At 59.8% G+C, this 19,471-nt stretch carries 21 protein-coding genes; 17 read left to right on the top strand and 4 right to left on the bottom strand.

The annotated features are described in order from the left end of the window. The first annotated feature begins 68 nt into the window (after positions 1–68). The 13 genes from RAC79_RS00950 (at position 69) to guaA (ending at position 13,630) form a co-directional block, all read left to right on the top strand. Positions 69–761 carry a glutathione S-transferase family protein gene (locus RAC79_RS00950; protein WP_003520121.1) on the top strand — a complete coding sequence of 231 codons (693 nt, stop codon included), beginning with the start codon at positions 69–71 and terminating at the stop codon, positions 759–761. 130 nt (positions 762–891) lie between these two features. Continuing rightward, entirely contained in the window at positions 892–2,043 is a 1,152-nt protein-coding gene (queG, locus tag RAC79_RS00945) for a tRNA epoxyqueuosine(34) reductase QueG (RefSeq protein WP_174043896.1), read from the top strand. 3 nt (positions 2,044–2,046) lie between these two features. Beyond that, positions 2,047–2,919: an SDR family oxidoreductase gene (locus RAC79_RS00940; protein WP_174038745.1), complete on the top strand. Its 873-nt coding sequence runs from the start codon at positions 2,047–2,049 to the stop codon at positions 2,917–2,919. Between the two features lie 428 nt (positions 2,920–3,347). Further along, a complete protein-coding gene (locus RAC79_RS00935) occupies positions 3,348–3,716 on the top strand; it encodes a septal ring lytic transglycosylase RlpA family protein (RefSeq protein ID WP_059759243.1) in 369 nt (122 codons plus the stop codon). A 61-nt stretch (positions 3,717–3,777) separates the two neighbouring features. Beyond that, positions 3,778–5,067 (top strand): RsmB/NOP family class I SAM-dependent RNA methyltransferase, encoded by a 1,290-nt coding sequence (locus RAC79_RS00930; protein WP_174038744.1) that lies wholly within the window; start codon positions 3,778–3,780, stop codon positions 5,065–5,067. A gap of 155 nt (positions 5,068–5,222) precedes the next feature. Further along, positions 5,223–6,500 carry an imelysin family protein gene (locus tag RAC79_RS00925; protein WP_174038743.1) on the top strand — a complete coding sequence of 426 codons (1,278 nt, stop codon included), beginning with the start codon at positions 5,223–5,225 and terminating at the stop codon, positions 6,498–6,500. A gap of 58 nt (positions 6,501–6,558) precedes the next feature. Continuing rightward, positions 6,559–8,082: a di-heme oxidoredictase family protein gene (locus RAC79_RS00920; RefSeq protein WP_174038742.1), complete on the top strand. Its 1,524-nt coding sequence runs from the start codon at positions 6,559–6,561 to the stop codon at positions 8,080–8,082. Then, complete coding sequence (locus RAC79_RS00915) at positions 8,082–9,203, top strand: imelysin family protein (protein ID WP_174038741.1); 1,122 nt, start codon at positions 8,082–8,084, stop codon at positions 9,201–9,203. The genes RAC79_RS00920 and RAC79_RS00915 overlap by 1 nt, the downstream gene beginning before the upstream one ends. 4 nt (positions 9,204–9,207) lie before the next feature. Beyond that, positions 9,208–10,302, top strand: coding sequence for a DUF1513 domain-containing protein (locus RAC79_RS00910; RefSeq protein WP_174038740.1), 1,095 nt, complete (start codon positions 9,208–9,210; stop codon positions 10,300–10,302). Between the two features lie 51 nt (positions 10,303–10,353). Beyond that, on the top strand, positions 10,354–10,806 hold the full coding sequence (locus tag RAC79_RS00905; RefSeq protein ID WP_078051368.1) for a TspO/MBR family protein: 453 nt from the start codon (positions 10,354–10,356) through the stop codon (positions 10,804–10,806). 78 nt (positions 10,807–10,884) lie between these two features. Beyond that, positions 10,885–11,334, top strand: a complete 450-nt coding sequence (locus RAC79_RS00900; protein WP_142844110.1) for a PaaI family thioesterase — start codon at positions 10,885–10,887, stop codon at positions 11,332–11,334. Beyond that, positions 11,331–11,969, top strand: coding sequence for a 5'-methylthioadenosine/S-adenosylhomocysteine nucleosidase (locus tag RAC79_RS00895; protein WP_078051370.1), 639 nt, complete (start codon positions 11,331–11,333; stop codon positions 11,967–11,969). Before RAC79_RS00900 ends, RAC79_RS00895 begins: the two co-directional genes overlap by 4 nt. Before the next feature lie 83 nt (positions 11,970–12,052). Continuing rightward, the gene (guaA, locus tag RAC79_RS00890; protein WP_020812399.1) at positions 12,053–13,630 is read left to right on the top strand and encodes a glutamine-hydrolyzing GMP synthase; all 1,578 of its coding nucleotides are present in this window, start codon (positions 12,053–12,055) and stop codon (positions 13,628–13,630) included. A gap of 39 nt (positions 13,631–13,669) precedes the next feature. Here guaA and RAC79_RS00885 read toward each other — a convergent pair whose 3' ends face one another. After that, positions 13,670–14,158: a hypothetical protein gene (locus RAC79_RS00885; RefSeq protein ID WP_065654663.1), complete on the bottom strand. Its 489-nt coding sequence runs from the start codon at positions 14,156–14,158 to the stop codon at positions 13,670–13,672. A gap of 143 nt (positions 14,159–14,301) precedes the next feature. Next, positions 14,302–14,880, bottom strand: a complete 579-nt coding sequence (locus RAC79_RS00880; protein ID WP_065654664.1) for a TetR/AcrR family transcriptional regulator — start codon at positions 14,878–14,880, stop codon at positions 14,302–14,304. Positions 14,881–15,069: 189 nt separating this feature from the next. On the opposite strand from RAC79_RS00880, the gene RAC79_RS00875 reads away from it, so the two are divergent. Then, on the top strand, positions 15,070–15,786 hold the full coding sequence (locus RAC79_RS00875; RefSeq protein WP_080855833.1) for a 2'-5' RNA ligase family protein: 717 nt from the start codon (positions 15,070–15,072) through the stop codon (positions 15,784–15,786). A 198-nt stretch (positions 15,787–15,984) separates the two neighbouring features. On the opposite strand, the gene RAC79_RS00870 is transcribed toward RAC79_RS00875, so the two are convergent. Continuing rightward, complete coding sequence (locus RAC79_RS00870) at positions 15,985–16,152, bottom strand: hypothetical protein (protein WP_003503889.1); 168 nt, start codon at positions 16,150–16,152, stop codon at positions 15,985–15,987. A gap of 237 nt (positions 16,153–16,389) precedes the next feature. Here RAC79_RS00870 and RAC79_RS00865 point away from each other — a divergent pair, with 237 nt between their 5' ends. From RAC79_RS00865 to RAC79_RS00855, 3 genes are all read left to right on the top strand, one after another. After that, positions 16,390–16,737 (top strand): ArsC family reductase, encoded by a 348-nt coding sequence (locus RAC79_RS00865; RefSeq protein ID WP_125145166.1) that lies wholly within the window; start codon positions 16,390–16,392, stop codon positions 16,735–16,737. Positions 16,738–16,749: 12 nt separating this feature from the next. Beyond that, complete coding sequence (gene ybaK / locus RAC79_RS00860; protein WP_125145165.1) at positions 16,750–17,226, top strand: Cys-tRNA(Pro) deacylase; 477 nt, start codon at positions 16,750–16,752, stop codon at positions 17,224–17,226. Between the two features lie 88 nt (positions 17,227–17,314). Continuing rightward, positions 17,315–18,553: an aminopeptidase gene (locus RAC79_RS00855; RefSeq protein ID WP_125145164.1), complete on the top strand. Its 1,239-nt coding sequence runs from the start codon at positions 17,315–17,317 to the stop codon at positions 18,551–18,553. Positions 18,554–18,559: 6 nt separating this feature from the next. On the opposite strand, the gene RAC79_RS00850 is transcribed toward RAC79_RS00855, so the two are convergent. Continuing rightward, positions 18,560–19,423 (bottom strand): EamA family transporter, encoded by an 864-nt coding sequence (locus RAC79_RS00850; protein ID WP_174038739.1) that lies wholly within the window; start codon positions 19,421–19,423, stop codon positions 18,560–18,562. Between the last annotated feature and the right edge of the window lie 48 nt (positions 19,424–19,471).

Raw genomic sequence — 19,471 nt, 5'->3', positions numbered from 1 at the left:
GAAGCGAAACTGAAAAAGTTTTTCGGCAAATGCCGATCATGACAACCAATCGTAAAAATTGAGTACCGATGCCAACTCTCTATCACTCTCCGATGTCGACCGCATCCCGGTTCGTTCGTCTGATCCTCGCGGAATACGGGTTCCAGACCGATCTCGTGGAGGAGCAGCCGTGGGAAAGACGGCGGGAGTTTCTGGCGCTCAATCCGGCCGGCACCCTGCCGGTCTATCTGGATGACAATATGCGCTCGCTGAGCGGGCCCTATGTGCTTGCGGAATTTCTTGACGAAACGCATGGGGTTCTGAAGCGCGACCGTCGGCTTCTCGCCGAAGACCCGTTTCAGCGTGCGGAAATCCGCCGGCTGACGGAATGGTTTCTGCAGAAGATGGAAAACGACGTGACCCGGCCGCTGGTGCGGGAAAGGGTCTATAAATTGCAGATGACGGCGGCGCAGGGTGGCGGACCGCCGGATTCCAAGCTGCTGCGCACGGCCCGCAACAACATTCGCCAGCACATCAAATATCTGGAATGGCTGGCTGGCTCACGCACCTGGCTTGCCGGCGACCGGTTGAGCTATGCCGATCTTGCCGCTGCTGCCGCGGTCTCGGTGCTGGACTATCTCGGTGAGATCAACTGGCTCGAAGCGCCGATTGCCAAGGAATGGTATCAGCGGGTGAAATCCCGTCCTTCCTTCCGGCCGTTCCTCAGCGAACGCATTCCGCGCCTTGCCCCTTCCTCCCACTACGCCGATCTGGACTTCTGAGGTCTGGCCTTCCGGTTATTTGCTGTGGCCTGCGGCTGTATCTAAAGCATGTCGTTGTCCCGAAACCGCTGCACACTTTCGGGCGACATGCATTATATATGCCGCAGAATAACCCGCAGGAGAGACGACCATCGACGTCGCGAGCGAAAAGCAGCGAATACGCGCGCGTAAACTGACGGACTTCGTTCGTCAGGAAGCGTTTTCGCTTGGCTTCGATCTGTGTCGCATCACCGCGCCGGACAGCATTCCGCTCGCACCCGAACGGCTGAGACAGTTTCTCGACAAGGGCTATCACGGTACGATGGCGTGGATGGAAGAAACCGAGGCCCGCCGGGCAGAGCCGAAAACGCTCTGGGGAGACGTGCGCTCCATCGTCATGTTCGGGCTGAACTACGGTCCCGAGGAAGACCCACGCGGCCTGCTTTCCAAACCCGACAAGGCGGCCATTTCGGTCTATGCCCGCAATCGCGATTATCACGACATCATCAAGGGGCGGTTGAAGGAAATCGCCACCCGTTTTGCCGCGCGTGCCGGCGAGGATGTGAAAGTCTTTGTCGATACCGCACCCGTAATGGAAAAACCGCTTGCCGCCGCCGCCGGTCTCGGCTGGCAGGGCAAGCATACCAATCTCGTCAGCCGCACCCATGGTTCGTGGCTGTTTCTCGGTAGCATGTTCACCACGGCCGAACTCTGTCTTGACGAGGCTGAGAGGGACCATTGTGGCTCCTGCCGCGCCTGTCTCGATGCCTGTCCGACGGCCGCTTTCCCCGCGCCCTATCAATTGGATGCGCGCCGCTGCATCTCCTATCTCACCATCGAGCACAAGGGGCCGATCCCGCACGAATTCCGGCCGATGATCGGCAATCGCATCTATGGCTGCGACGACTGTCTTGCCGCCTGTCCGTGGAACAAGTTTGCAGCGAGCGCCTCCGAGATGAAATTGCAGGCGCGCGAGGATCTGAAGGAACCCTCCATCGCCTTCCTGCTCACGCTCGATGACGCAGCCTTTCGCGGTTTCTTCAGCGGCTCACCCGTCAAGCGCATCGGCCGCAATCGCTTCATCCGCAATGTGCTGATCGCGGCGGGCAACTCGGCCGACCGGCAATTCGTGGAACGATGCAAGGCGCTTGCCGAAACCGACCCTTCGCCCGAAGTACGCGGCATGGCCGCGTGGGCTTTGTCACGGCTTATGGACAGGGACGAATTCCGTACATACTCTGCCGGTCGCGCGCCGGAGCCTGATCCGGAGGCGGAAATGGAATGGCAACTGGCAGAGGCGTGACGCATGCATGTGATGATTTTCGGCGCGGGATATTCGGGGAAAGCCATCGCTAACGCGCTGAAAACCGAAGCAGCGAGCGTTTCCGGCACCACACGCAGCCAGGACAAGTTTCCAAACCTCACCGCCGCAGGCATGACGCCCTTCCTCTTTGACGGCGTTCAGCTCAGTGACGCGCTCGTCGCCGCAATGGGCAATGTCACGCATCTCGTACAATCCGTCGCGCCGGGCAAGGATGGCGATCCGCTGCTTGCGCTTCTGGGCGGCGATCTGAAAAAGCTCATGCCCAATCTGAAATGGGTCGCTTATCTTTCCACCGTCGGCGTTTATGGTGACCATGGCGGCGCCTGGGTGGACGAGACAACACCGTGCCGCCCGGTTTCCGCGCGATCCGTGGAACGGGTGGCTGCGGAAACCGCCTGGACTGCGGCAGCGGAAAAGGCGGATGTGCCGCTTTCCATCCTGCGCCTTTCCGGAATTTATGGCCCCGGACGCAATGCCTTCATGAATTTCGAGAAGGGAACGGCGCGGAGGCTGGTCAAGAAAGACCAGGTTTTCAATCGCATCCGGGTCGAGGATATCGGTGCCGCACTTGCCTTTCTGGCACGGAAAAACGAACGCGGCATCTTCAACGTGACCGACGACGAACCCTGCCCGCCGCAGGATGTGGTGAGCTTTGCAGCAGCGCTGATGGGTGTGGAACCGCCACCCGAGCAGGCCTTCGAGACCGCCGATCTGACGCCGATGGCGCGCTCTTTTTATGGCGAGAACAAGCGCGTTTCCAACGCCAGAATACGCAATCTCGGCTTCGATTTCCGCTTTCCAGAGTACAGGTTCTCCCTGAGACAATTGTGGGAAAACGGCCTCTGGCGAGGCTGAAAAATCCCACCCTGAAAAGCGATGAAAAATCCTTCCAATCCCGCTTTTGCGGATGGTTTTCGTCTTATTTCAGCCAATTAGGATTTTATTAACCATCCAAAAATCACTAAAATCGTAGTCATTAGAAAAATATTTCACTCACATTTCGTGAACTGGATTCACGAAGCCGTGACCCGCAACAGCATTTCCGTTATCCATTGATTCTGCGTTATTTTTTCCAGCTTTTGGCCGGGACGCCCTGCCGACAGCTTTCCGGCTAACGATCACGAATATTACAGACTGTAACAGTTCGTGATTTGAGGTCAGCTTTTTTTCGCCATTTTTCCCTCGCCCTACAATCTCGCATCAAAAGGCGTTCAGGCCAGTTCGTGGCCGTTTAGCAAGGGCACAATCAATCGGCGCGGGGCCGATTTTCAGGGAAGCACAGTTTGTTGAATATCCGTCGTATAACTTTCACCGCTGCAACTATCGCCGCCTGTTCCATCATTGCGCCTCTTCAGGCGAATGCGGCAAATGGTTGTGGAGGCGCATCGTGGTATGCGTTGACCTCCAAGACTGCTTCGGGCGAGCGCATGAACGCCGCCAACCTGACCGCCGCCCACCGCTCGCTGCGGTTCGGCACCAAGGTCAAGGTGACCAATGCGCGCAATGGCAAGGCCGTTGTGGTGCGCATCAATGACCGTGGGCCGTTCATCAAGGGCCGCGTTCTCGATCTTTCCAAGGCAGCCGCCAAGAACATCGGCATGATCAACTCCGGCACCGCCAAGGTCTGCTACGAGGTCGTCAAGGCCGATTGAGCCTTGCCCTCGCCGCCATTCGCGTCTACCAACCGGGCTTAGCACAAGAACGAGGTAGACAATGCGTTTAGGCGGGCGTTTGGCCGGAGCAATCGAAGTATTGGCGGATATTGAGGGACGCAGGCGTCCCGTCGCCGATGCTCTGAAAGATTGGGGCCTTGCCCATCGTTTCGCCGGTTCCGGCGACAGGGCTGCAATCGGCAACATCGTCTATGACGCGCTGCGCATGAAACTGTCGCACGCCTGGCTGATGGATGACGACAGCGCTGCCTCGCTGGGTTATGCCGTGCTGCTGCGCCAATGGGGAAAGAGCTTTTCGGACCTTTCGGCGGAATTCGACGGCGACAAATTCGCCCCCGCCGCACCGGATGAACAAAGGCAGCAGGCCTTTCTGTCCCGTTCCCTCAGCGATGCACCGGCCCATATTCAGGGCGACATACCCGAGTGGGTGCAATCCTCCTTCGAAACCGCCTTTGGCGATCGCTGGCTCGCCGAGGCGCAGGCCCTGAACGAGCGGCCCACGCTTGATCTGCGCGCCAACACCTTGAAAGCGACGCGTGACAAGGTGCTGAAGGCTCTGGAGGAAAGCGGCGCGGAAGCCACGCATATCGCCCGACAGGGCGTGCGCATTCCCGCCGGCGAAGGTCCTTCCCGCCTGCCGAACGTTACCGCCGAACTTTCCTTCCAGAAGGGCTGGTTCGAGGTACAGGACGAAGGCTCGCAGATTGTTGCCGATCTTGCCGGCGCGCATGAAGGCGAACAGATCCTCGATTATTGCGCCGGCGGCGGCGGCAAGACGCTGGCCATGGCGGCCAGCATGAACAACAAGGGTCAGGTCCACGCCTTTGACGCCGACCGCAAGCGCCTTGCGCCGATCATCGAACGGCTGAAGCGGGCCGGCACGCGCAATGTGCAGGTGCACGACCGCGCCTCCGGCCTTGCGCCGTTCCAGGAAAAATTCGACCGCGTTCTGGTGGACGCGCCCTGCACCGGCACCGGGACATGGCGTCGCCGGCCCGACACCAAATGGCGGCTGACGGCCCGCAATCTGGAAGAGCGCGTGCAGCAGCAGGGCGAGGCGCTTTCGCAGGCCAAGGGGTTCGTACGCCCGGGCGGAGAGCTGCTTTATGTCACCTGTTCCGTACTTCCCGAAGAAAACGAACAGCAGGTAAGGCGTTTCTGCGCGGAAAATCCGGAATTTTCCATAGGCTCCGCACTGGAACGCTGGCAGACGACTTTCGGCGGCAACGCGAATAAACCGCATTCTTCCGACGGCAAGACAGTGACGCTGACGCCTGCAACCACAGATACGGATGGCTTCTTCTTCTGCTTGATGAAACGCAAAGCATAACACCGTCTTTGCAAGCACTGATTTTACTTGGAAAACAACACCAGGTCTTGTTTCAAAGCATTCTAAACTAGAATGTTTGACACAAGTTTGTGATTGGGTCAGAACTCGCTTGCCGCGGCGCGAAGTCATTTCACGCCTGCCGAAGGAGAGGGATCATGATCCGCAAAACCATTCTCAGCGCTTCTTTTGCGCTTCTTGCCGCATCTGCGGCTTTCACCGCGCTTCCCGCCCGGGCCGCCACCGACGCGGCCGCCGTCGTCAAGCATTATGCCGATGTCGCGCATGCGAAGTATGGGGATTCGCTGACCACGGCGAAGGCGCTGGACAAGGCCATCGATGCGCTGATCGCAACGCCGAGCGAAGAAACCCTGAAGGCCGCCCGGGAAGCATGGATCAAGGCCCGCGTTCCCTATCAGCAGTCGGAAGTCTATCGTTTCGGCAACCCGATCGTCGACGATTGGGAAGGCAAGGTGAATGCCTGGCCGCTGGATGAAGGCCTGATCGACTATGTCGACGGTTCTTATGGCACGGAAAGCGACGAGAACGAGCTTTACGTTGCCAACATCATCGCCAATCCGAAGATCAAGATCAGCGGTGAAGAGGTCGACGCCTCCAAGATTACCCCGGAACTGATCGAAAGCCTGCACGAGGCGGGCGATGTCGAAGCCAATGTGACGACCGGTTACCACGCCATCGAATTCCTGCTCTGGGGCCAGGATCTGAACGGCACCGGACCGGGCGCAGGCAACCGCCCCTACACCGATTACGACAAGGCGAAATGCACGAACGGTAATTGCGACCGCCGGGCCGATTACCTGAAATCCGCCTCGACCCTGCTGATCAAGGATCTTCAGGAGATGGTGGATGCCTGGGCGCCGGAAGGCGAAGCCACGAAAACGGTGGAAGCCGATCCGAAAGCCGGCCTGACCGCCATTCTCACCGGCATGGGTTCGCTTTCCTATGGCGAGCTGGCGGGTGAGCGCATGAAGCTCGGCCTTCTGTTGCATGATCCGGAAGAGGAGCATGATTGCTTCTCCGACAACACCTACAATTCGCATCTTTACGACGCGATCGGCATCGCCTCGGCCTATACCGGCGACTATACCCGCGTGGACGGAACGAAGATGACGGGCGCCTCGCTGTCGGAACTGGTCGGCGCCAAGGACAAGGCGCTGAACGACGAGATGCTGGCGAAGCTGAACAAGACGCTCGACGCCATGCATGCCATGGAAAAGCGCGCGCAGACCGTCGAGGCCTATGACCAGATGATTGGCGAAGGCAACAAGGAAGGCAACGCAGTGGTTCAGACGGCCATCGACGGCCTTCTCGACCAGACGAAGACTGTCGAACGCGTCATCGCGGCGCTCGATCTCGGCAAGATCGAGCTTGAAGGCTCCGACAGCCTCGACAATCCGAACGCCGTCTTCAAATAAGCGGTAAAACGGGTCGCAGGTCGCTGCGGCCCGTCACTTTTCACCCGCCCTTATTGTCATGCAATTTTTGCTGCCGCCGATCCGCAAGCCATTCTTCTTCGCCGGGGCAGCCTGCCTTGTGGCGTCGATGGCGCTTGCCGAACCGCTGCGCAACGATCTGACGGAGAAAGATCGAAGCCGCGTGCTGGCCGTGACTGCGCCAACGGCAGATTTTACCGGGCCGGAAGCTTTCGAAGCCATGTCCGGTGGAGCGACGACCAGCACCAGCAAGGCCGACAGCAGCGCGTTCTCCCATCCTTCCGCCACCATGCCGCTCGAACGGAAGCAGGATTTCAAGCTCGGCAACGCACTGTTCCAGAAGCTCTGGGTCTCCTCTCCGTCCTCCACACAGGCCTCGGACGGGCTCGGACCGCTGTTTAACGCCCGATCCTGCCAGACCTGCCATGTGAAGGATGGCAGGGGTCGACCGCCTCTTGCCGGAGAAGACGCCGTCTCGCTGTTTCTGCGGCTGGCGCGACCGGCGCGCAATGAAGCCGAACGACAGGCCATTGCCAGCCACCAGACCTTAAATTTTCCCGATGAGACCTATGGCCGGCAGCTTCAAAACCTGGCCATTCCCGGCCTCGCCGCCGAAGGCAAGCCGGTCATCACCTATACGGAAGAGCCGGTTCAGCTGGCGGATGGTGAGGTGGTGATGCTGCGCAAGCCCAGCTATGCCGTGGAGAACCTGCAATATGGTCCGCTTGGCGCCGACACGACGCTTTCGGCGCGCATTGCCATGCCCACCCTCGGTCTTGGCCTGATCGAGGCCATTGCCGAGGCCGATATTTTGGCCCAGGCCGACCCGGACGACAATGATGGCGACGGCGTTGCCGGGCGTCCCGCATGGGTCAAAGACCATCGCACCGGCGAGGTGAAACTCGGGCGGTTTGGCTGGAAAGCTCAGAATGCGAGCGTGCGAGACCAGAGCGCCAGCGCCTTCTCCCACGATATCGGCATTTCCTCACCGGATGCGCCGAATGCCTATGGCGACTGCACGGACGTCCAGAAGGACTGTCTTGCCATGCCGACCGGTGTGCAGCCCCGGCTCGGGCCGGTGGAGGCGCCCGATCCGGTTCTCGATCTCGTGACCTTCTACACCGAAAACCTCGCCGTGCCGCGCCGCCGCAACGTCGATGATCCGACGGTTCTGCGGGGAAAGCAGCTTTTCTACGCCTCCGGCTGTACGGCCTGCCACACCCCGAAATTCGTCACACGCCGCGACACCGCCGACCCAATGCATGCTTTCCAGCTGATCTGGCCCTATTCCGATTTTCTGCTGCATGACATGGGCGAAGGACTTGCCGATGGCCAGCAGGTGGGCGAAGCCAGCGGACGGCAGTGGCGAACCCAGCCGCTCTGGGGCATAGGCCTGACGCAAAAGGTCAATGGCAACGGTTTTTACCTGCATGACGGGCGGGCGCGCAGCCTGACGGAAGCGATATTGTGGCACGGCGGCGAAGGGCAAAAAGCGCGCGACGCCTTTGCCGCCTTGCAAAAATCCGACCGGCAGGCTTTGCTGGCCTTTCTGGAGTCCCTTTGATGAAAAATGCCATGCGAAAAATTTCCGGCGTCATGTCCGTGCTGCTGCTTCTGACCACGCCGCCGGCAAAGGCGCAGGATGTGGAGCTGATGCCGCCGCCGCCGCTCGACCCGGTTGAGGTGCGGGGCGTGATGGAAAAGGCGGTGAACGGCTTCATCCGTCCCGGCTATGACCGCTTCCGGCAGTCGGCGGAGACGCTGGAAGGCCGCATGAAAGCTTTCTGCACCGCTCCCTCCGAAACGACCGCAGCGGCGGCCAAGGCTGCCTTTGTCGATACGGTCTCAAGCTGGTCGACCATCGAGATCGTGCGTGTCGGCCCCGTCATCGAGAAGAACCGTTTCGAACGCGTGCTTTATTATCCCGACAAGAAGGGTCTCGGACTGAAACAGGTGCAGCGTTATCTCACCGAAAAGGATGAAAGCGTCACGAGTGCGGATGGCCTGAGCGGCAAGAGCGTTGCGGCGCAGGGGCTCGGCGCTCTTGAGTTCGTGCTTTACGGAACCGGAGCGGAAGAGTTGCTCGACAGGAAGGGTGATTTCCGCTGCCGCTATGGCGCTGCTATCGCCGGCAATATCGCCAATGTGGCAACGGAACTTTCTGACAGCTGGAATGCGCCTGACGGCGCGCAGAAAAACTGGACGCAGCCCGGAGCGGACAACCCCGTCTTTCGTGACGAGCGCGAGGCGCTGGTCGCCCTGCTCGGCATTCTCGTCCATGGCTCCGAAGCCATTCGCGACCAGCGGATCGAAACCTTCTACAAGGGACCGGACAAGGCAAGATTTCCCCGCACCGCCATTTATTGGCGCTCCGGCCTGACATGGCAGAGCATTGCCACCAATATCAAGGCGGTTCAGACCCTGCTGCACACGGCGGATATGGTCGAACTCGTACCGCCCGATCAGCGCTCCATCGTCAACTCCATCGATTTCATCGCCAAATCGATGATCCGCGTTGCCGGGACCATCAATACGGATGTGCAAAAGGCGCTGGATCAGGACGATCAGCGCGCCAAGGTGGATTATCTGCTGCTCAATGGCAAAGACCTGATCTACCGCTTGAACGATCAATATGGCGGCGCGATCGGCCTCAGCTCCGGCTTCTCCTTCGCCGATGGGGACTGAGCCGATGATCTCCGGCACCAAACGGATGCTGATAGATCGCCGCAGCTTCATCAAAGCGGCGGGAGTTCCCTTCCTCGCCGCGCTGGCTCCCCGTTCACTTTATGCGCTGGAGCGGACGGACGCGGTCTTTGCCTCCGCCTTCCGCGCCCGTGACGGGTCCTACGGCATTGCGACGGTAAGCGAACGCGGCGAGATCATCGACCGCGTCGCGCTTCCTGCCCGCGCCCATGGAATGGCGACGAGCCATGCAACCGGCATGACCGTGGCGTTTGCGCGCCGGCCCGGCACCTTTTTCATGGCCTTCGACCCCGCGCGACGCGGCGAACCGATCGTGATGCACACGCCGGAAAACCGCCACTTCTACGGCCACGGGCAATTCTCCCCTGACGGCGCAATCCTCTATGCCAGCGAAAACGACTTCGACGGCAATCGCGGCGTTATCGGGCTCTATGACGCCCGCAACGGCTTTACCCGCATCGGCGAATATGATGCGCATGGCATCGGCACGCATGACATGACGGTGAGCGATGACGGGCGGCTGATCGTGATCGCCAATGGCGGCATCGAAACCCATCCGGATTTCGGCCGAACCAAGCTCAATATCGACAATATGCAGCCGTCCCTCGTGCTTCTGGATGCGGCGACCGGGCAAGTGATCCAGAAACAAGCCATGCCGGCGCATCTGCGGCAGCTTTCCACCCGCCATGTCGATCTCGGCGATGACGGGCGTATCTGGTTCGCCTGCCAATATGAGGGACCGCGCAACGATCTCCCGCCGCTTGTCGGCCATTTCTCCAGGGGCGAAGCTCTCACCTTCGTCGATTTGCCGGAAGAAACGACGGTGCGCCTTGCCAATTATGTCGGGGCCATTGCCGTCAACCGGCGCGATGGGCTGGTGGGCCTGACATCGCCCAACGGCAACGCCGCCGTGACGCTGGATGCGAAAACCGGGCGCGTCGTTTCAGAGACGACCGTGCGGGAAGCGGCAGGCGTCGCGCCCGCCGCGAGAGGCATTGCGGTTTCTTCCTATGACGGATTTTTCGAGACCCGGCGCAGCGACGTGGCGTGGGATCAGCACATCGTGCGTCTGTCCAGCTAAAATACTGAAAAGACAGGGGAACAAAAGCACGGCCGGCGCATTTGACGGATCATGAGAAACCTTGCCGTCTATGTCGTTTTTGTGGTTGCTGTTGTTGCCGTGGGGGCGCTGATCGGCGTCAACAATGTGCCCGGCGAATGGTATCAATCGCTGCAGAAGCCTTTCTTCAATCCGCCCAACTGGATTTTCGGGCCCGTCTGGACCGCGCTTTACGTGCTGATCGGCATTGCCGGCGCACGGACATGGATCCGCAAGCCGATGGGAACGCGCATGCGGCTGTGGTTCACGCAGATGGTGCTGAACTTCCTGTGGTCTCCGATTTTTTTCGGAATGCAAAGCCCGGCAGGTGCGCTCGTCATCATCGTTCCGATGCTGATCTGTATCGTCGCCTTTATGGCGCTCACCTGCCGCCGTGACCGCATATCCATGTGGCTTTTCGTGCCCTATGCCGTATGGGTCGCCTTTGCCACGGTGCTGAATGCAAGCATCGGCATGTTGAACTAAATCCCCGCACCGCCCTTGCCTTGCCTGCCGCCACGCGCCATGTCAGTTTGCGATGAGGCAGAAGCAGGCAGGTAGGCCATGGAGATCACGGATCCCGGCGATTTTCGTCAGCGGATAGAAAGAAGCTTTGCGCGGCAGGGCGTGGTGCTGGCGATTAACGCCGAGATCACCCGTATCGAACACCGGCTGGTGGAAATCGAGCTTCCTTTTCATGAAAAGCTGACGCAGCAGCACGGCATATTGCATGCGGGCGTCATCGCCGCCGGTCTGGATACGGCCTGCACCTATGCCGCTTATACGATCATCGAGCCGGAAGCCTCGCTGCTGACCATCGAGTTCAAGGTCAACCTCATGTCGCCGGGACGCGGCGAGCGGTTCCTGTTTCGCGGCGAGATCATCAAGCCAGGGAACAACCTGATCGTCGCCGATGGCCGCGCCTATGCGCTGTCCGACGGACCGGCGAAGCTGATCGCCTCCATGACGGGCACGATGATGGTGGTAAAGGGTCGCGAGGATATTACCGGATGAGCTACCGGCTTTTGCATGTTGCGGATAAATCCGTCCTCTTTGTCATGGCCGCTTCCCCCGAATACGGTCCCCATCTTCAGGCACGCATTGCGCCGCTGATGACCGGTATCGGCCCGGTCGAGGCGGCGATTGCGGTCACGGCCGTTCTTGCCGGTCTCGATGCGGCCGATCACCTGCCGGACCTCGTCGTTTCGCTCGGTTCGGCCGGTTCGCGGACGCTGGAGCAAACTGGCATCTATCAAGCGATTTCGGTTTCCTATCGCGACATGGACGCCTCCGCCTTCGGTTTCGAAAAGGGCTGCACGCCGCTGCTCGATCTGCCCGCCGAAGTGGCCTTGCCTTTTCGAATACCTGAAATTGCCGAGGCGCGGCTTTCCACGGGCGCCAATGTCGTTTCGGGTGAGGCCTATGGGCTGATCGACGCCGATATGGTGGAAATGGAAACCTTTGCGGTTTTAAGAGCCTGCCAGCGCTTCGGCGTACCGCTCGTCAGTCTGCGCGGCATTTCCGATGGCAAGGTGGATGTGAACCATGTGGACGACTGGACGGAGTACCTGCACATCATCGATGAAAAGCTGGCGGATGCCGTCCACCGGCTTTGCCGCGCCATCGAGGACAGCGTGATTGCCCTTTAGAACCTTGCGATTTTCGTAAATTTCCGCTGTTTGACGCCCGCTTCCGGGTTGCCTAAAGCCGCCATTTTCTTTAAAGGCTCGCCATGACCCAGATAGCCCATCCCGACAGCATTCTCATCATCGATTTCGGCAGCCAGGTGACGCAGCTGATTGCGCGCCGCATCCGCGAAGCCGGGGTCTATTGCGAAATCCATCCGTTTCAGAATGCCGCAGAGGCGTTCGAGAAGCTTCAGCCCAAGGGCGTGATCTTCTCCGGCGGCCCCGCATCTGTCACGGCGGAAGGAAGCCCGCGCGCACCGCAGGCGGTGTTCGACAGCAAGGTTCCGATCCTCGGCATCTGCTACGGCCAGCAAACGCTCTGCACGCAGCTCGGCGGTGTGGTCGAAGGTGGCCATGCGGCGGAATTCGGCCGCGCCGATATCGACATCAAGAAGGCGAGCCCGCTTTTCGAAGGCTTCTGGGAGCAGGGCAAGAGCTATCCCGTCTGGATGAGCCATGGCGACCGCGTGACGAAGCTGCCGGAAGGTTTCGAGGTCATCGCGACCTCTGAGAACGCACCTTTCGCCATCGCCGCGGACGAGACGCGCCACTATTACACCACCATGTTCCACCCGGAAGTGGTGCATACGCCGGACGGCGGCAAGCTGCTCTCCAACTTCGTGCACAAGATCGTCGGGCTCAAATCCGACTGGACGATGGCGGCCTATCGCGCCGAAATGATCCGCAAGATCCGCGAACAGGTCGGCACCGGCCGCGTGCTCTGCGCGCTTTCCGGCGGCGTCGACTCCTCGGTTGCGGCCATCCTCATCCATGAGGCGATCGGCGACCAGCTCACCTGCGTTTACGTCGATCATGGCCTGATGCGGCTTGGCGAAAGCGAGCAGGTCGTCGGCATGTTCCGCGACCATTACAATATTCCGCTGGTGCATGTGGATGCCGCCGACCTGTTCCTCGGCGAACTGTCGGGCGTTTCCGATCCGGAAGTGAAGCGCAAGACCATCGGCCGCCTGTTCATTGAGGTCTTCGAGGCCGAAGCGGCCAAGATTGCTGCCGATGGCAAGGGCGCACCGAATTTCCTGGCGCAGGGCACCCTTTACCCTGACGTCATCGAAAGCGTCTCCTTCTCCGGCGGCCCCTCGGTCACCATCAAGAGTCACCACAATGTCGGCGGCCTTCCCGAGCGGATGAACATGCAGCTTGTCGAGCCGCTGCGCGAACTCTTCAAGGATGAAGTGCGCGCGCTCGGCCGTGAACTCGGCCTGCCGGACAGCTTCATCGGCCGCCACCCCTTCCCGGGTCCGGGTCTCGCAATCCGCTGCCCCGGCGCGATCACACGCGAGAAGCTCGATATTCTGCGCAAGGCGGATGCGATCTATCTTGATGAAATCCGCAAAGCCGGTCTCTACGACACCATCTGGCAGGCTTTCGCCGTGCTGCTGCCGGTGCAGACCGTGGGCGTCATGGGCGATTACCGTACCTATGACTTCGTCTGCGCGCTTCGCGCCGTGACCTCGGTGGATGGCATGACGGCGGATTTCTATCCCTACGACATGAATTTCCTTGGCCGCGCAGCAACCCGCATCATCAACGAAGTGCGCGGCATCAATCGCGTCGTCTATGACGTGACGAGCAAGCCGCCCGGCACGATCGAGTGGGAATAAGGACTATACTCGACAGGTCCTATAAAGATGGCGCCGCGACTAGTTCGCGGCGTTTCTGTTTTGCCGTGCGAGATAGATGATCTGGGCGGTCAGGCCAACCACGAGGATCGCCAGCAACCCTGCCTGAGCGCCGAGAAGCAGCGGCGATTTCAGGTCCGTAACCAGAGGGTGACCGTCTGGAACACGACGCAGGATTTCGCTCACCGTCGGGACCATCAAAAGAAACGCACTGATGCTGAGACAGATGGTTTCGATATATCTGGCCATGCGCGTTGAACCCAGAACGCCTTCGATGCCGTAACCTGCGAGCAGGAACAGGATGGTCAGGACGCCAACGCCGTAACTGATCGGCTGATGCGCCACGAGGAAGACCGTCGCAGCGCCAATGAGCATGGAGACAAGATAAAGAGTGCCTGGCGCTGATCGGGGAACGATTCGGCCGTGGCGGGCAAACATGTAAATGGCGGCGGGAATGGCCGGCAGGCTTCCAAGCGTATGGATCCAGCCGAGCGGAGAAATTCCGAACATGAGAGATTGCCTTTCTCGTCCAAAAGGACGTGGTGGTCCGGGAAGCAGTCCGTCATCGACAAATCTGCCAGCTTACTACGGTCTATTTTTTCGGTGGCGTGCCGCTCGGGTCATGCATCGAGCTCCCTCGCGAAACTGCAGTTTCAAGCGGCCATGCGCTCCAGCATGGGGCGGGTTATTGCGCCAAAAGTCGTCGCATCACCATGGGCACGGGCGGAAAGCATCGCGCCATGCACGGTAGCCATGAAGATTTCAGCATTGGCTCTGGCGGTTCCGTTCAGCGCGAGGCGCCCCTGGGCAACGCCACGTTCCAGAACGGCGGTGAGCCAGTCGGAGAGACTTCGAAAATGCGTGCGCACTTCAAGAGCGACTGTTTCAGGAAGAACCGGAATTTCACTGGCGAGCAGAGCGCAGACGCAGAAGGGGTGAGTGGCCTCGGCGATACAGCCCTCCCAATAGCCGATATAGGCGCGGAGCTGTTCGAGCGGGTCGGAAATGTTTTGCTCCAGTTCGGCGATACCCGCTTCCGCCTCCTGCCTGTATTGCGCAACGAGTTTTTGGACCAGATCGGACTTGCTGGGAAAGTGATGGTGAATGCTCGCATTGCGAATGCCGACCACGGCGGAAACGTCGGCATAGCTGAAACTGTTGTAGCCGCCCTTTATGATCAGGGAGCGTGCGCAACGGAGGATTTCATCGGCTTTGGTCTGTGGATTTTTCATGAGAGCTGCCTACCAATTAGTAGGTAGAATGTCAATATCAGGCGGTTTTAACCTGCGGCTGCGAAAAGGCGCTCCCGGCTATTTCCCGGCATCGGGTAAGCACCCAAGGCTTTTGTTCTCTTTTTGTTCTTTTAATTATTGCCGCTGGTGATAATATCCCGGCCCAGGCAAAGGCCGTGGAGCATCGCTATGGGTTTTGGGTTGGCAAATGAAGGAGGTTTAAGGCAGCTTTTCTTCGAAGGATGGGAGCCGGAGAAAATACGGCGTTTCAATCCGCGATTTAGCAGCAAGCTCTTGATCACGGTGAAACCGCCGGCCGCCCTGGCGGAACGAATTTTTGCCGATGCGGCGCGCCATGCCGCAGGGCGGACGAAGCGTGAGGCCTATCCGCCGGAGCTTCTGCACATAACCCTGCTCTGTATCGGAGGTTTCGAGACCGTGCCTCACGGGCTAGTAGAAAGGCTGAAGGCAGCGCTGGGGGAGATCAAGGCTCGGCCCGTTCCGATCACATTCGATGGAACATCGCTTTTCGGCAATCGCAACAGTCTGGCGCTACACAGCAGCCGCGAGATGCAGGAACTTAGGGCTCTGGCGAAAATGGTGCAGCGCGCCCTGCGGCGGGCAAACCTGCCCTATGTTGCCGCATCGTCGTTTACGCCACATCTCACCGTTATCTACGGCTGCGGGAAAATTGAGTTGATGCCGGCTGACAAACCCTATAGCTGGCTTGCGGGGAGCTTCGAACTCGTTTTCAGCCACAATGGCGAAACACGGCATGAACTGCTCGGGCGCTTCGCACTCTCGCCGAAAGCGGAGCGTTATGAACGGCCTGAAAGCCAGCTCCATTTGCCGGAAAAAGTGATCGGACCTTCGAAACGGCCGACACAAAGGGCATCGGTGCGATAACATGCACCTGAAGCGGCGCACCACTCCCATGCCGACAATTTTTCCGCATTCTCCATTGGGAACTATGCGGAACCTTCTTGTGCGAATCCGACGCTTTTCGCGCCAGTTGCACACCCGCCGCGCCAGCCGAAAACCGATCCGGTTATCGATCCTGAGCGCAAGCGAGGCGCTATCGCCTCGCAACGGATAATGACCAGCTTAGAGCTGTACCTTGTCGAAAGCCTTGCCGTCGATGCCGAGGGCTTCGAGATCGGCGCGGGCGGGCTTGCGATGTGCGCGAACAGCGGCCGAAACCGAGAGCGCTGCACCGAGAACGGCGAAAGTTTCACCGAAGAAGTTACGCGATGTCTTTGCAACCTGACGCATTTTTCTCTCCATCTTTGATGCCCAGATAATGGGCATTTCCGGCCCATTCTACAACTCATGATGCAGCAGGGAAGCCATGCAGCTTTGCTCGCGCTCGTTTGGATATCAGCCATTGCGATTTTGCATGGCTTAGGCACCGCGACCGGGTATATGCGCAGGGCACTTCAGGAGGCGGGTTGAATAAGACGGATATTTTGTTATGCCGGAAGTGCTTTTAGAGACGAAGAGGCAGAAGGCATGACGGTCACGATTTACGGCATCAAGAACTGTGACACGATGAAGAAGGCCAGAAGCTGGCTGGAAGCAAACGGTGTCGACTATTCTTTCCATGACTATAAGGCGGCCGGCATCGACCGTGCTCATCTGGAAACATGGTGCGATGCCGCGGGCTGGGAAACGGTTCTCAACCGCGCCGGCACGACCTTCAAAAAACTCAACGACGGCCAGAAGGCCGATCTCACCCGTGAGAAGGCCATCGGGCTGATGCTGGAACAGCCCTCCATGATCAAGCGTCCCGTGCTGGAAGCGAAGGGCAGGATAACCGTCGGTTTCAAGCCTGAAACCTATCAGACCCTTTTTGCGTGAACGCAGCCCGCCATGTCCAAAACAACCCGTGCCACCCAAATGCTGACCAAGGCCGGCGTTGCCTTCACCACCGTCACCTATGATTACGACCCGAATGCCGACCGCATCGGCCTGCAGGCGGCCGAGGCGATCGGTGAACCACCGCATCTGGTGCTGAAAACGCTGATGGCGGAGCTGGATGGCAAGCCGGTCTGCGTCGTCGTCCCTTCGGATCGCGAGGTCAGCATGAAGAAGCTGGCCGCCGCCTTCGGTGGCAAATCCGCAAGCATGATGAGGCCTGCCGATGCGGAGCGCGCCACCGGTTATCATGTCGGTGGCATCAGCCCTTTCGGGCAGAAGAAACAGGTGCCAACGGCCATTGAGGCCGGGGCCATGGCGCATGATTATGTCTACATGAATGGCGGACAACGCGGCCTGCAGGTTAGGCTTTCGCCCCGCGATGCCCAAAGCGCACTGAAGGCGATTGCCGCGCCGCTGGTCGCCGATTGAAGCGCGGGATGCGCGCCTGAAAGCATTTGGCTTTCGGAAGGAATGGGCTATGGTCGGCGCCTCCTATTGAAATAGACGAAGGCAGATCATGACCGTTTCCCCCATCGATCCCGTCAAACTCGAAAAACTGGCCGAAGTCGCCGTCAAGGTCGGCCTGCAATTGCAGAAGGATCAGGATCTGGTGATTACCGCACCGCTGGCAGCCCTGCCGCTGGTGCGATTTTTGACCAAACACGCCTATATGGCGGGTGGCGGACTGGTCACCACTTTCTATTCCGACGAAGAAACCACGCTTGCCCGCTATCGCCACGCCAGCGACGCCAATTTCGACCGGGCTTCCGGCTGGCTTTATGAAGGCATGGCGAAGGCCTATGCCAATGGCGCGGCGCGGCTGGCGATTGCCGGCGACAATCCCATGCTGCTGGCCGAACAGGACCCCGCCAAGGTAGCCCGCGCCAACAAGGCCAACTCCACGGCCTACAAGCCGGCGCTGGAGAAGATTTCCAATTTCGACATCAACTGGAACATCATCTCCTATCCGAACCCCTCCTGGGCAAAGCAGGTTTTCCCCGGTCTCGCGGAAGACGAAGCGGTCCGCAAGCTCGCGGACGCCATCTTCGCCGCGTCGCGGGTGGATCTGACCGATCCGGTCGCGGCCTGGGCCGAGCACAATGCCAATCTCGCCAAACGTTCGGCATGGCTGAACGGTGAGCGCTTCTCTGCGCTGCATTTCACCGGCCCCGGCACGGATGTGAAGATCGGTCTCGCCGACGGCCATGAATGGCATGGCGGCGCCTCCACCGCCAAGAATGGCGTGACCTGCAACCCGAATATCCCAACGGAAGAGGTCTTCACCACCCCGCATGCGCTGCGTGTCGACGGTTACGTCTCCAGCACCAAGCCGCTATCGCATCAAGGAACGCTGATTGACGACATCCAGGTGAAGTTCGAAGCCGGCCGCATCGTCGAAGCCAAGGCTTCGAAGGGCGAAGCGGTGCTGAACAAGGTGCTCGACACCGACGAGGGCGCGCGGCGTCTCGGCGAAGTGGCGCTGGTGCCGCATTCCTCGCCGATCTCTGCAAGCGGCATCCTGTTCTACAATACGCTGTTCGATGAAAACGCCTCCTGCCACATTGCGCTCGGCCAATGCTATTCGAAATGCTTCCTCGACGGTGCTTCGCTGTCGCAGGATGAAATCAAGGCGCAGGGCGGCAACTCAAGCCTGATCCACATTGACTGGATGATCGGCTCCGACAAGGTGGATATTGACGGTGTGAAGCCGGACGGCTCCACGGTTCCGGTGATGCGCAAGGGCGAATGGGCCTGACGACACCTATCTCGGCAACTGGCTGCGCTGACTGAGCCAGATGCTGAAAAGCACCGCAACGAAACCGACGATCTGCGCTGGCGTGAGGCTTTGGCCGAGCGCCAGCCAGCCGAGCAGGGTTGCAACGACCGGGCTTAGGAAGCCGAGCGATGCGGCGGCGGAAGGTTCGATGCGGGCAAGCCCGCGAAACCACAGAAAATAGGTCAGGGCAGCACCGACAAGTCCCAGATAGGCCATGCCAAGAATATTGGCCGCTGTCGGCGTCGGCAGGGCCGGCTCCAGGAAATAGGCGACCGGCAGCAACAGAAGGCCGCCCGCCGTCAATTGCCAGGCGGTGAATGTGAGGTTCGACACCGGCGGCCGCCATTTGCGGGTCAACACCGTTCCGAAAGCCATGGAGACGGCACCGGCAAGACCTGCCGCCACACCGATACCATCCAGCGCAGCGCCCGGCGCCAGAACCAGAAGCGCGACGCCGACAATGCCCAGAAAACCGGCCGCGATGGCAAGCGGCCGGACGGGTGCGGCGAGAAACAGCCGGGAAAGGCCAATCACGATCAGGGGCTGGACCGCACCCACCGTTGCCGCCACGCCGCCCGGCAGCCGATAGGCCGACACAAAAAGCATCGCCCAGAAGAACGAGAAATTCAGCGCCCCGAGAATGAAGCTGCGCGGCCACCAGATACCGTGCGGCAGCTTTCTCACGGAAAGCAGCAAAAGCACGCCGGCCGGCAATGCGCGCAGCATCGCGACATGAAAGGGATAGCCGTGCGGCAAAAATTCGGTCGTCACGAAATAGGTTGTTCCCCAGATGGCGGGGGCAAGGGCGGTCACCAGCACATCGGCGGCATAAGTCGGATTTTTCTTCATTTCAAGAATCTCTATATCAAGATAAATGCAATCTAGCCGATTTTATCT

The organism is Agrobacterium sp. LR_9, from assembly GCF_041954855.1.
GTDB lineage: Bacteria > Pseudomonadota > Alphaproteobacteria > Rhizobiales > Rhizobiaceae > Agrobacterium > Agrobacterium leguminum.
Note: the sequence above shows the minus strand (reverse complement) of the source record. Positions and strands in the feature narration are given on the sequence as shown.